Source organism: Streptomyces sp. NPDC087787, assembly GCF_044743035.1.
GTDB lineage: Bacteria > Actinomycetota > Actinomycetes > Streptomycetales > Streptomycetaceae > Streptomyces.
In genome coordinates this window covers 112,441-125,690 of sequence record NZ_JBIUVQ010000007.1, presented here as the reverse complement: position 1 = coordinate 125,690, position 13,250 = coordinate 112,441, and the positions used below count along the sequence as shown (strand labels likewise).

Here is a 13,250-nt window from a genome sequence, read left to right as displayed (position 1 = left end):
AGTTACACCCCTTAGTGAGGTCTTCGGGTGTCGAAGGTACGAGTGGTCACCGCGTCCGCCCCGAAGAGCGCGGCGTCGGCGGCCCGGCCGTGACCGGGGTCCCCGGAGTTCTCCGGGTCCACGGTGAGGTTGTCCCAGCGCATGGCGCCTCCTCCGGTAGTACTGGCCCCAGAATAGAACACATGTTCCCTTGATCGTGCGGCTGACCGTACGGGCTCCGTTCCCGATCACCCGCTGTGCCGGATCCGATCACTTGCGGGCCCCGATTTGGGGGGCCGGGCGGCGGGGTGATTGGCTTGGCCCAAGCCTGAGAACGGATGTCCTGGAGGAAGCCATGGCGCAGGTCGAGGCCACTACGGAGCGGGTCGTCGCCGCCGACGCGGAGACGGTGTTCGACGCGGTCGCCGACTACAGCGGCACCCGTCCGAAGGTGCTGACCGAGCACTTCAGCGAGTACGAGGTGCGCGAGGGCGGTGACGGCGAGGGCACCCTGGTCCACTGGAAGCTCCAGGCCACCAGCAAGCGGGTCCGCGACTGCCTGATGGAGGTCTCCGAGCCCACCGACGGCGAACTGGTCGAGAAGGACCGCAACTCCTCCATGGTCACCGTCTGGCGGGTCACCCCGGCCGGCGAGGGCAAGTCGCGCGTCGTGATCACCACCACCTGGAAGGGCGCCGGGGGCATCGGCGGCTTCTTCGAGCGGACGTTCGCCCCCAAGGGCCTCGCCCGGATCTACGACGGGATGCTCGCCAAGCTCGCCGGCGAGGTCGAGAAGTAGCCCGACCGGAGCAACTCCGCTGCCTACGGCCCCCGTTGGCTCCTCACCGGTTCGAGTGGAACTCCCCGCGGACCGGACGCCCGCCGTAACCCGTCGCCCTGCCCACAGTTGTCGCTTTGCGCGGCAATCGTGCGGCAGGTGCGACGAGGGAGCGGTACGTGGGCGGGATCACTCTGGTGCAGGACGAGCCGGTCGCGGCGCCCCCCAGGATCCCCTTCCCGCCGCCCGTACCCGCCGCACCGCTCGCCCCCCGCCGGGTGCGGCTGGTCTTCTTCGGGCTGATGCTCGCGCTGCTGCTGGCCGCCCTCGACCAGATGATCGTCGCCACCGCGCTGCCGAAGGTCGTCGGCGAGCTGCACGGCCTGGACCGCATGTCCTGGGCGATCACCGCCTATCTGCTCACCGCCACGGTCGGCCTGCCCGTCTACGGCAAGCTCGGCGACCTGATCGGCCGCAAGAGCGTCTTCCAGTTCGCCATCGCCGTCTTCGTCGCCGGCTCCGCGCTCGCCGGGCGGGCGCAGACCATGGACCAGCTCATCGCCTTCCGCGCCGTGCAGGGCATCGGCGCGGGCGGGCTGATGATCGGTGTGCAGGCCATCATCGCGGACATCGTGCCGCCCCGGCAGCGCGGCCGGTTCATGGGGCTCATCGGCGCGGCCTTCGGACTCGCCTCCGTCGCCGGACCGCTGCTCGGCGGCTACTTCACCGACCATCTGTCGTGGCGGTGGTGCTTCTACATCAACGTGCCCTTCGGCCTGATCACCTTCGCGGTGATCACCGTTGTGCTCAAGCTGCCCCGGCCCCGGGTCAGGGCCCGCTTCGACGTGCTCGGCGCGCTGCTGCTGGCCGCGGCCTCCACCTGCCTGGTGCTGCTGACCAGTTGGGGCGGCACCGAGTACGACTGGGGCTCGCGGGTCATCCTGGGGCTGGGCGCGGGCGCCGTCGCGGCCACCGCGCTCTTCCTCGTCGCCGAGCGCTTCGCCGTCGAACCCCTCATCCCGCTGCGGCTGTTCCGCGACTCCGTCTTCAACGTCAGCGCCCTGGTCGGGCTCGTCGTCGGTGTCGCGCTGTTCGGCGCGGCCAGCTACCTGCCCACCTTCCTGCAGATGGTCGACGGCGCCTCGGCCACCGAGTCCGGACTGCTGATGCTGCCCATGATGGGCGGCATCGTGGGCGCGTCCATCGTCTCCGGGCAGCTCATCAGCCACACCGGCCGCTACCGGATGTACCCCCTCCTCGGCACCGCCCTGTCCGCCCTCGGCATGTGGCTGCTGTCCCGGCTCGAGGTCAACACGCCCCGGCTCCACTACAGCGTCTGGATGGCCGTACTCGGCGCCGGTATCGGCCTGGTGATGCCGGTGCTCGTGCTCGCCGTGCAGAACTCCGTGCGCCCCGCCGACCTCGGCACGGCGACCAGCGCCAACAACTACTTCCGGCAGATCGGCGGCAGCGTGGGCGCCGCCGTCTTCGGCACCCTGTTCGCCGGCCGGCTCACCGACGCCCTGCGCCACCGCGTGCCCACGCGCGCGGGTGCCGCCCTCCCCGACCCCGAGTCGATCACCCCGCAGGCCGTGCGGGCGCTGCCGCCGGCCCTGCGCGACGCCTATGTGCGGGCGTACGCGGACGCCATGCCGCGGATCTTTCTCTACCTGGTGCCGGTGCTCGTCCTCGGCCTGCTCATCGCCTTCTTCCTTAAGGAGAGACCGCTGGTGTCCCACAACGCCCATGTGACCGACCCGGAGACCGCGCCGCTGAACCCCGGCGTGCCGCAGGCCCGCTCGCCCTTCGCCGCCGGTGTTCCCGTCTGCGGCACCGTGCAGCACCCGGACGGCACCGTCGTGCCCCGCGCGGCGCTCACCCTGATCGACGTAGCGGGGCAGCAGATCGGGCGGGGCGCGAGCGGCGACGACGGGCGGTACGCGCTGTCGACGCCGGGCACCGGTTCGTACGTCCTGATCGCGGCGGCCGGCGGGCACCAGCCGCAGGCCGTCTCCGTGACCGTCGGCGAGCGGCCGGTCGAACTCGACGTTGTCCTCGGCGGCGCCGGCCGCCTCACCGGCACCGTGCGCACCGCCGACGGCAGCCCCGTGCGCGACGCCACCGTCACGCTGACCAACGTGCACGGCGAGGTCGTCGCCAGCACTCGCAGCGGACGCGAGGGCGGCTACGCCATCACCGAACTCGTCGCCGGGGAGTACACCCTCGCCGCCAGCGCCCCCGCCTTCCGCCCGGCCGCGCTGCCGGTCAGCGTGCAGGCCGCGCGGGAGACCCGCCAGGACGTCGAACTCGCGGGCGGGGCCGTGCTGCGCGGCACCGTCCGGGCGGGCGGCGGGCGGCCCGTCGAGGACGCGCGCGTCACCCTCCTCGACGCCGCGGGCAACGTCGTCGACACGCTCACCACCGGACCCGACGGAACGTTCCGGTTCGTCGACCTGTCCTCCGGCGAGTACACCGTGATCGCGGCCGGCTACCCGCCCGTCGCCACGGTCCTCCAGGTGGCGGGCGGAGGCCGCACGGAACGCGATCTCCAGCTCGGACACGAGGACTGAGCGGCGTACTGGGGGAGCGCACCACCGCGCGCCGGCGCGCTCCCCCCGACGCCAATTCGGGTATTGCCGCACATCGTGACGGGCCGTCCCCGTACCGTGGTCCCCGGGGGAACAGATCTTGCGGAGCCGTGGGGGAGAGGGGCCTGAGGTCATGGACCGTGGCACCGAAAGGGACGTACCTCCGGGCCGCGGGGCCGTGAACCGCGCGGTGGAGGAGGTCGCCGCCGGACGGGTCCCGCTGGCCGTGGTCGTGGTCGACGACGACGGTCTGGTGTCGCACTGGAGCAGCGGCGCGCGGCGGCTGCTCGGCAGGGCCAAGGAGGAGGCGATCGGCCGGCCGGCGGCCGACCTGCTGCCCGTCTCCGGTGTCCTGCCCGACGAGGCGGACGGCGTCCCCCACCGGTTGCACGGCGGCTACGACGGGCTCGGACTTGGCCTGGAGCCCTCCCTGGGCGGACGGCTGTCCTACCCGGCTGCCGGACGGGCCAGGCTCGCCGTGCCGGAACGGGACCGGGTGGACCTCCTGTGGTGGGCCTACCCGCTGGTCGGTCCGGGGCGGGAGCGGCTGCTGGTGCTCGCCGCCGACGCGGAGGCGCTGCGCCGCGGCGACGGGCACGAGGAGGCGGACCGGGAAGGGGAGACGGGCGCCTTCGAACGGGTCGCACCTGCCTTCGCCCTGCACACCGACTTCCGCGGCGCCGAGGAACTCGCGCGCCGGCTGCCCGAGATCCTGCCCAGCATGAGCGTCGGCGAGAGCGCCCGCATCGCCGCACAGGTGCTCGAACTGGGCTATCCGGTCATGGAGTTCAGCCGGAACGACCGGGTGCCCGTCACCCCCGACTGGGGTGTGCCGCGGCGAGCCGGGCGCAGGGCGCGCCGTGAGCGTGCCGCGCGGGCGGTGGCCCAGGGGCTGCCCTTACCGGAGCCAGGGGCCGACGAGGAGGGCGAGGACCTGGAGTACGCCGCCGTGCGCGAGCGCCTGGAGTTCCTCAACGAGGTCAGCGGCAGGATCGGCACCTCGCTCGACCTCGCGCGGACCATCGTCGAGGTCAGCAGGGCCGTCGTGCCGCGCTTCACCGACGTCGCGGGCACCTACCTGCGCGAACAGGTCGTCGCCGGCGAGGGGTTCCCCGAGGGGGTGCCGGACACCAGGACCATGTGGCACCGGGTGGCTCTCGAACACACCGACGAACCCGGCCGCTGGGACGACGTGGTGCCGGTCGGCGAGGCCATGCCGTTCCCGGCGCACACGCCGTTCTTCCAGTGCATGACCTCGGGCGAGCCCGTGCTCGTGCCGCGGATCAGCGAGGAGATGGGCCATGCCATCGCCTCGCAGTTCGAGAAGCGGGACATCCGGCCGCTGATCACCCACCGCTCCATGCTCGTCGTCCCGCTGAAGGCGCGCGACGTCGTCCTCGGCTTCATGATCCTGCTGCGCCATCCGGAGCGGGCCGAGTTCAACGACATGGACCGGGTCACCGGAGCCGAACTCGCCGCCCGGGCGGGCCTCGTGCTCGACAACGCGCGCATGTACACGTACCAGGAGAGCGTCGCCGAGGCCCTTCAGGACAGCATGCTGCCGAGCATCCCGGCGCGGATGGCGGGCTGCGACATCGCCACCCGCTATCTGCCGGGCACGCTGCTCGGCCGGGTCGGCGGCGACTGGTTCGACTCGGTCAAGCTGCCCGGGGCCCGTACCGCCCTGGTCGTCGGCGACGTCATGGGGCACGGCCTGAACTCGGCGGCGATGATGGGGCAGTTGAGGACGGCCGTGCAGACCATGGCCGCGCTCGACCTGCCGCCCGCGCAACTGCTGCGCAACCTGGACGACCTCGCGCAACGGCTCGGCGACACCTACCTCGCGACCTGTCTGTACGCCGTGTACGACCCGATCGCCGGCGAGGTGCACCTCGCCAACGCCGGCCACATCCCGCCGGTCCTGGTGCACGCCGGAGACGGCCGCAGCGAACTGCTCGACCTGCCCACGGGTGCGCCCATCGGCGTCGGAGGGGTGCCCTTCGAGGCGGTACGCGTGCCCGTGCGGCCCGGCGACCGGCTGGTGATGTGCACCGACGGCCTGGTCGAGGTGCGCGGCGAGGACATCGGTGTGGGGCTCGCCACACTGTGCGCGTCCGCCGCCCACCCGGCCGCGTCCATGGACGACGCCTGCGACACCATCATCCGCGCGCTGAACACACGCGGTGGCCGCAAGGACGACGTGGCGCTGCTGATGGCCCGCCTGAACGGCATCGGGCCGGACGACGTCGCCGAGTGGCGTCTCGCCCGCGATCCGGCCGAAGTGGGCCGGGCCCGCGCCGTGGTCCGCGAGCGACTGCACGAGTGGGGCCTGGCCCGGCTCGCCGACCCCGCCGGGCTGATGGTCAGCGAGCTGGCCACCAACGCGGTACGGCACTCCCACGGCCGTCCCGTGGCACTGCGCCTCGTCCGCGGCGACACCCTGCTGTGCGAGGTGGACGACGACGACCACGACCTGCCCACCCTGCTGAGCGCCGGCCCGGCCGACGAGTCCGGCCGCGGCCTGCGTGTGGTCAGCACCCTGGCCCGCGAGTGGGGCACCAGCCGTACGAACACCGGCAAGACGGTCTGGTTCGAACTCACCCTCCCCCGCCGCTGACCCGCCCCGATCCGGGCCCCGCGTTCCCCGGGTCCCGTTCCGACTCCCCGCGGTTGTGGGGCCGGGCCTCGGCAGGTAGACCGGAGGAACCCGAACAGGGCTTTTTCTCAAGGGAGTTGGGCATGAGTGCGACGAGTCGGTACCGGCAGGCGTGGGAGGGGTTCTGGAGCGAGGCGCCCGAGGAGCCGGGTGCGGTGTTCTGGGACGCCGAGCCCGAGGTGACCGCCCAGCTCCATCTGCCCCTGCTGCGACCGCACCTGGCCGATCCGGCGTTGCCCCTGGTCGACCTGGGGTGCGGCAACGGCACGCAGACCCGTTTCCTCGCCGAACGCTTCGGGCGCGTCGTCGGCGTCGACATCGCCGCGGCGGCCGTCGAGCGGGCCCGGCGCGGCGACCGCGCGGGCCGGGCCGCGTACCGGGTGCTGGACGCCGCCGACAAGAGCGGGACGGAGGCGCTGCGCGCCGAGCTGGGCGAAGCGAACGTGTACATGCGGGGCGTGCTGCACCAGTGCGATCCGGACGACCGGCAGGCACTCGCCGACGGGATCGCCGTCCTCCTCGGCGGGCGCGGCCGGGCCCTCCTCGTCGAACTGTCCGAGTCGGCACGCCCGGTCCTGGGCCGGCTCGCGCAGGACCCCGCAGGTCCGCCGCCCCGCCTCGCCCCGGTCCTGCGGCACGGCATCGCGCCTGGCGAAGTCGCCGACGCCGCGGTGCCGGAGTACCTGCGCTCTGCCGGTCTCGCCGTTGTGGCGGACGGCGAAATACCCTTGACCACCAACGAGTTCACCGCAGACGGAGTCCGTGTCGAGCTGCCGTCGAGGTGGTTGGTGGCCGGCCGCACCCACTGACCGGCGCAGCCCGGTGGTTGTGCCCTGCGTGTCAGTGGGACGGCGTATTGTCGCATTGGCGTAGTTTGAAGGTGGCGGGGGCCGGAGCGACCCCTACACGCTGTAGGGTTACGCCCATCCCCCACGGAACGAACAGAGACGAGAGGTGGCCGTGTCGATCGTCGCGCCCGAGCCGGACGTCAGTGTCGTCGTCATCGTCTACAACGACGAAGAGCGACTTCCGACAGCCGTTGGTTCCGTCCTCGAGCAAACACTCCGCAATGTCGAGGTGATCATCGCCGACGACTGCTCGACGGACGGCTCCCACGAGGTCGCGAAGGCGCTCGCCGCGGCCCACCCCGACCGGGTGCGGGCGATCCGGCTGTTGGAGAACAGCGGCGGCTGCGGAGAGCCCCGCAACCAGGGCGTCAAGGTGGCCCGCGGCCGGTACGTGATGTTCCTGGACAGCGACGACACGCTGGAGCGGAACGCCTGCCGCAACATGATCGAGGCCGCCGACCGCACCGGAGCCGATCTCGTCTCCGGCCTCTGTGTCCGGGTTCACACCGACAGCCGGCACGACAAGCGGGTGCTCTGGTACCCCTGGCTGTACCGCGGCACCCGTACGCTGGACTCCGTCGCCGAGCTGCCGGACCTGTTCGTCTTCGACACCCTGTCGACCAACAAGTGCTACCGGCGCGAGTTCCTGATCGACAACGGCCTCGCCTTTCCGCGGGGCATCCACTACGAGGACCTGCTCTTCTCCGCGCAGGCCTATCTGGCCGCGCAGCGGATCACCCTCATCCCCAACACGGTCTACCACTGGAACGTCGTCCAGAAGACCGCCGTCAAGTCGATCAGCAACCGGCGCGGTGAGATCAGCAACTTCGCCGACCGGGTCGAGATCCACCGCCGTATCGACGCCATCCTGGACCGCCAGGGCCAGGACGAGCTGAAGCTGCGCAAGGACATCAAGTTCCTCAAGCACGACCTGGTGCTGTACCTGCGGGAACTCCCCTTCCTCGACGACGACTACCGCCACCGCTTCGCCGAACTGGCCCGCTCCTACGTCCAGGGCTTCCCCGAGGCGGCCTACGCCGAGCTCGACCGCGTCCACGCCATCTGCGCCCAGCTGCTGCTGCGCGAGGACTGGACCGACCTGATGCCGGCCATCGACACGCTCATCAACCGGCACAAGATCTCCGCGCCGCTGGCCGAGCGGAGCGGCCGGATCTACTGGACCGACCGCTACCTCGACGACCCCGAGATGCGCTCCGTCCTCGACGTCACCACCCTCGGCTACCACGCCAGGCCGCTCAACCGGATGGCCCTGCGCAACCGGCTCACCGAGTACGCGGTGCGCGGCGGCGACGTGGTGCTCGCCGGCGAGATCGTCAACCCGCTGCAGACCATCGACCCGGGCGCCGAGCTCAGCGCCGAGCTGGAGTTCCGGGCCCGCCGCCGCAGCCTCCAGACCTTCCGCTTCCCGGTGCCCGCCCCACGCCACGAGGGCGACGCCATCGCCTGGCGGGCCGAGGTGCCGCTGACCCGGCGGCTCAGACCGCTCGGCATCGTCGACGACGTCTGGGACGTCCGGCTGCACCTGACCGCCGGAGGCAAGCGCACCACCAGCCGGCTCACCGTCGGCGCCGTCGACCTGGAGAGCGCCGAGTCCCTGCCCGTCCGGCCCCGCCTGACCCGGCTCATGGCCGACCGGCTGGAGCCGCAGGTGTCCGCCAAGGGCCACCTCGCCTTCCGGCTCGCCCAGCAGGGCCGGCTCGCCCGCACCGGCCGCGCCGCCGTGGAACGCAACCTGCACGGGCGTCCCGCGCGGGCCGCCAAGCGCGCCTACCGCACGCTGCGGGCCGTGCGCCGCGACCTGAACTCCGGCGCCCGCAAGATCCAGGTCTACGACCGGATGCTGCGCAGGCTGCCCGTCCGCAAGGGCACCGTCGTCTTCGAGAGTCACCTCGGCAAGCAGTACAGCGACAGCCCGCGCGCCGTCTTCGAGGAACTGCGCCGCCGCAGGGCGCCGATCACCCCGATCTGGTCGTACGCCGGCGAGCGCCCCACCGGCTTCCCCAAGGACGTGGAGCTGGTGCGCCGCTGGTCCTGGCGCTACCTCAAGGCGCTCGCCCAGGCGGAGTTCTGGATCGACAACCAGGGCTACCCGCTGCGGCTGGCCAAGCGCCCGGAGACCACGTACATCCAGACCTGGCACGGCTCGGCGCTGAAGCGGATGGGCTTCGACGAGCCCACCTACCGGATGATGTCCGAACCGGAGCAGCGCTCCTACCAGCAGGCGCTGGACCGCTTCGACCACTTCGTCGTTCGCGGCGAGCACGATGTGCGCACCCTCGCCCGCGCCTACCGCATCCCCGAGGAGAAGCTGCTGCGCACCGGCTACCCGCGCAACGACGCCCTGGTGCGGGTCCGCGAGGGGGCGCCGCTGCCCGCCGAGGCGCAGCGGCTCGCCAAGCGGCTGGGCCTCGACCCGGAGCGGCGCGTGCTGCTGTACGCGCCGACGTTCCGCGCCCATCCCGACGGCCGCGTAAGGGACTTCGAGTTCGCCTTCGACATCGAGGAGTTCGCTGCCCGCTTCGGCGACGACCACGTCCTCCTCGTCCGCGCGCACTACCTGAACCGGCTCACCCTGCCGCCGTCGGTCGCGGGACGCGTGATCGACGTCAGCGCCGAACCGGACATCACCCCGCTGCTGCTGCTCGCCGACTGCCTGATCACCGACTACTCCTCGGTGATGTTCGACTACGCGCTGCTCCGCCGCCCCATCGTCTTCTACGCCCACGACTGGGAGGAGTACGCCAAGGACACCCGCGGCACCTACTTCGACCTGCTCGCCGAGGCACCGGGCCCCGTCCCGCGCACCGGGGACGAACTGTTCTCCGCCATCGGCGACCTGAGCACCGTGCGGTCGACGTACGAGGCCCGCCTGAAGGAGTTCGTGGACAAGTACGGCGAGTACGACCGCGGGGACGCCGCGGCGCAGATCGTGGACCGCTTCTTCGGCCCCACGGGAGAGACCCGATGACCCAGCGCGACATCTTCTTCGTGGCCAACGAGGTCGACGAGCTCGGCGGCGTGGGCCGCTGGCAGGCCCAGATGGCCGGACTGCTGGCCGGCCGCGGCCACCGGGTCACCGTCATCGGCATCGCGCCGGCCGGCCATCCGATGGACCTCGGCGAGCAGCCCCCGTTCCGGACCGTGACTCTCTACGCCCGCCGGCCCCCCGGCCGCCCCCGGGCGCGCCGCCTCCTCGGCCGCGCCGACCCCGCCGTCCGCCGCCACGAGACCCACATGCGCACGGCGGCGAGCCGGCTCACGGGCCTGTTCCGCGCCGCCCGGCCCGGTGCGGTGATCATCGTCGCCCAGGTCTGGGCGATGGAGTGGGTGGCGCTCGCGGACACCGCCGGCCACCAGGTGATCGGCATGACCCACGAGTCCTTCGAGACGGCCCGCAAGTCGTCGCGGTTCGGACGGGTGAAGCGGTACTACAAGGACGTCGACCGCCTGCTGGCGCTCACCCAGGAGGACGCGGACCGCTGGGTGTCCGAGGGCATGAACAACGTCGGCTTCATGCCGAACCCGCTGCCCATCGCGCCCGGCACGCCCTCGCCGCGCACCGAGAAGGTCGTGGTCAGCATCGGCAGGCTGTCCCACGAGAAGGGCGTCGACCTGCTCCTGGAGGCCTGGGCCGAGGCCGCGCCGAAGCAGCCGGGCTGGACCCTGCGCATCCACGGCAGCGGAGAGTCCGAGGCGCTGCTCAGACGGCAGTGCGCGGAGCTGGGGCTGAAGGACTCGGTGGACTTCGCCGGGCAGACGGACGACGTGCCCGGCGCGCTGCGCGCCTCCTCCGTCTTCGTCCAGTCCTCCCGCGGCGAGGGCTTCCCGCTGGTCCTCCTCGAGGCCATGGCGACCGGGGTGCCGTGCGTGGCGTTCGACTGCGCGCCCGGCGTCCGCGAGATCGTCACCCACGAACGGGACGGTCTGCTGGCCCGCCCCGGCAACACCTCCGAACTCGCCCGCCACCTCGTCCGGTTGATGGCCGACGAGCAGGTGCGCGACACGATGGGCGACCAGGCCCTGCGCAGCGTCCAGCGCTTCGATCCGGACGTCATCACCGGGCGCTGGGAAGAGCTCTTCGCCTTCCTGGAGCGCTGAGCCCGGACCGCCCGCCGCCCGCGCCCCGGCACCCCTCGGCGCCCGGGGCGCGGGCCGGGGGCGGGGCGCGTCCCCGCCCCTCCGCAGACTCGCCGACTTTCACCGCTTCTCCGTAGCCGGTTCGCTGATCGGCGCGTAACGTGACGCTCCATGAAGATCCTCATCAGCGCCGACATGGAGGGCGCCACCGGTGTCACCTGGCCCGCCGACGTGCTGCCGGGCACGCCGCAGTGGGAGCGGTGCCGGACGATGTTCACCTCGGACGTCGACGCCGCCGTGCGCGGCTTCTTCGACGGGGGCGCCGACGAGGTCCTCGTGAACGAGGCGCACTGGAGCATGCGCAACCTGCTCCTCGAACGGCTGGACGAGCGGGCACAGATGCTCACCGGGCGCCACAAGTCTCTGTCCATGGTGGAGGGCGTGCAGCACGGCGACGTGGACGGCGTCGCCTTCGTCGGCTACCACGCCGGCGCCGGCATGGAGGGCGTCCTCGCCCACACCTATCTCGCCAACTCCGTCACCGGCGTGTGGCTGAACGACGTACGCGCCAGCGAGGGGCTGCTCAACGCCCATGTGGTCGCCGAGTACGGGGTGCCGGTCGTGCTGGTCACCGGGGACGACGTGGCCTGCGAGGACGCCCTCGGGTACGCGCCGGAGGCGCTGAAGGTCGCCGTGAAGGACCATGTGTCGCGGTACGCGGCGGTGTGCCGTACGCCGTCCCGTACCGCGGCCGACATCCGGGCGGCCGCCAAGCAGGCGGCCGGGCTGGCGGTCCGCCACGAACCGGCCGACGGTGGCCCGTTCACCGTCGCGGTCGAGTTCGACGCCGAGCACCTCGCCATGGCCTGCACCGTCGTGCCGGGAGTGGGCCGGGCCGGCGAGCGCAGGATCGCCTACACCAGCGCGACCATGTACGAGGCGATCCGCACCTTCAAGGCGGTCACCACGATCGCCTCGTCCGCGATCGAGGAGCAGTATGGCTGACGCGCAGGCGCTGGACGAGGTCGTCGGCTTCACGTCCGACCTGATCCGCATCGACACCACCAACCGGGGCGGCGGCGACTGCCGGGAGCGCCCGGCGGCCGAGTACGCCGCCGAGCGGCTCGCCGGGGCGGGCCTGGAGCCCGTGCTCCTGGAACGCTCCCCGGGCCGGACCAACGTCGTGGCCCGGATCGAGGGCACCGACCCGTCGGCGGACGCGCTGCTCGTGCACGGTCACCTGGACGTGGTGCCGGCGCGCGCCGAGGACTGGAGCGTGCACCCGTTCTCCGGCGAGGTCCGCGACGGGGTCGTGTGGGGCCGGGGCGCGGTCGACATGAAGAACATGGACGCGATGATCCTCGCCGTGGTCCGCGCCTGGGCCCGGCAGGGACTGCGGCCGCGGCGGGACGTGGTGATCGCCTTCACCGCCGACGAGGAGGCGAGCGCCGAGGACGGCTCCGGCTTCCTCGCCGACCGGCACGCCGGACTGTTCGAGGGCTGCACCGAGGGCGTCAGCGAGTCGGGGGCGTACACCTTCCACGACGGCGCCGGACGGCAGATCTACCCGATCGCCGCCGGTGAGCGCGGCACCGCCTGGCTGCGGCTGTCCGCCCGCGGACGGGCGGGCCACGGCTCCCGGGTCAACCGGGAGAACGCGGTGACCCGGCTCGCCGCGGCGATCGCCCGGATCGGCGCCCACGAATGGCCCGTACGGCTCACCCCGACCGTGCACGCGGCCCTCACCGAACTCGCCGCCCTGTACGGCATCGAGACGGACCTGCGGGACGTGGACGCGCTGGTGGACAAGCTGGGCCCGGCGGCCCGGCTGGTCGAGGCGACCCTGCGCAACAGCGCCAACCCCACCATGCTGGAAGCGGGTTACAAGATCAACGTGATCCCGGGGGAGGCCGTCGCCCATGTCGACGGGCGGTATCTGCCCGGCGGCGAGGAGGAGTTCCGCGCCACCCTCGACGAACTGACCGGCCCGGACGTGGACTGGGAGTTCGAGCACCGCGAGGTGGCGCTCCAGTCGCCGGTCGACTCGCCCTCCTTCGCGGCGATGCGGGCCGCCGTCGAGGAGTTCGCGCCGGAGGGCCATGTCGTGCCGTTCTGCATGCCCGGCGGCACCGACGCCAAGCAGTTCTCGCGGCTGGGCATCACCGGGTACGGATTCTCGCCGCTGAAGCTGCCCGAGGGCTTCGACTACAACGCCCTGTTCCACGGAGTCGACGAGCGCGTCCCCGTCGAGGCGCTGCACTTCGGCGTCCGCGTCCTGGACCGCTTCCTGCGGACCGCCTGAG

General features: G+C 72.3%; 8 protein-coding genes and 1 pseudogene. 8 read left to right on the top strand and 1 reads right to left on the bottom strand.

The window, feature by feature from the left end; genetic code table 11:
• Positions 1 to 26: 26 nt before the first annotated feature.
• Positions 27 to 143: pseudogene (locus tag ACIOWN_RS13505) on the bottom strand (radical SAM protein); the annotation flags it as partial.
• Between the two features lie 191 nt (positions 144 to 334).
• On the opposite strand from ACIOWN_RS13505, the gene ACIOWN_RS13500 reads away from it, so the two are divergent.
• The 8 genes from ACIOWN_RS13500 to ACIOWN_RS13465 all read left to right on the top strand — a co-directional run bounded on the left by ACIOWN_RS13500 (position 335) and on the right by ACIOWN_RS13465 (position 13,249).
• Entirely contained in the window at positions 335 to 778 is a 444-nt protein-coding gene (locus ACIOWN_RS13500; protein WP_362353602.1) for an SRPBCC family protein, read from the top strand.
• 158 nt (positions 779 to 936) lie between these two features.
• Positions 937 to 3,327 carry an MFS transporter gene (locus tag ACIOWN_RS13495; RefSeq protein WP_401982254.1) on the top strand — a complete coding sequence of 797 codons (2,391 nt, stop codon included), beginning with the start codon at positions 937 to 939 and terminating at the stop codon, positions 3,325 to 3,327.
• 151 nt (positions 3,328 to 3,478) lie between these two features.
• Positions 3,479 to 5,962, top strand: a complete 2,484-nt coding sequence (locus ACIOWN_RS13490; protein WP_401982252.1) for a SpoIIE family protein phosphatase — start codon at positions 3,479 to 3,481, stop codon at positions 5,960 to 5,962.
• Between the two features lie 122 nt (positions 5,963 to 6,084).
• A complete protein-coding gene (locus tag ACIOWN_RS13485; RefSeq protein ID WP_362353608.1) occupies positions 6,085 to 6,810 on the top strand; it encodes a class I SAM-dependent methyltransferase in 726 nt (241 codons plus the stop codon).
• A gap of 151 nt (positions 6,811 to 6,961) precedes the next feature.
• Entirely contained in the window at positions 6,962 to 9,838 is a 2,877-nt protein-coding gene (locus tag ACIOWN_RS13480; protein WP_401982248.1) for a CDP-glycerol glycerophosphotransferase family protein, read from the top strand.
• Positions 9,835 to 10,968 (top strand): glycosyltransferase, encoded by a 1,134-nt coding sequence (locus ACIOWN_RS13475; protein WP_362353612.1) that lies wholly within the window; start codon positions 9,835 to 9,837, stop codon positions 10,966 to 10,968. Before ACIOWN_RS13480 ends, ACIOWN_RS13475 begins: the two co-directional genes overlap by 4 nt.
• A gap of 150 nt (positions 10,969 to 11,118) precedes the next feature.
• Positions 11,119 to 11,952, top strand: a complete 834-nt coding sequence (locus tag ACIOWN_RS13470) for a M55 family metallopeptidase (protein ID WP_362353614.1) — start codon at positions 11,119 to 11,121, stop codon at positions 11,950 to 11,952.
• Positions 11,945 to 13,249, top strand: a complete 1,305-nt coding sequence (locus ACIOWN_RS13465; protein WP_362353616.1) for a M20/M25/M40 family metallo-hydrolase — start codon at positions 11,945 to 11,947, stop codon at positions 13,247 to 13,249. The genes ACIOWN_RS13470 and ACIOWN_RS13465 overlap by 8 nt, the downstream gene beginning before the upstream one ends.
• The last annotated feature ends 1 nt before the right edge of the window (position 13,250 follow it).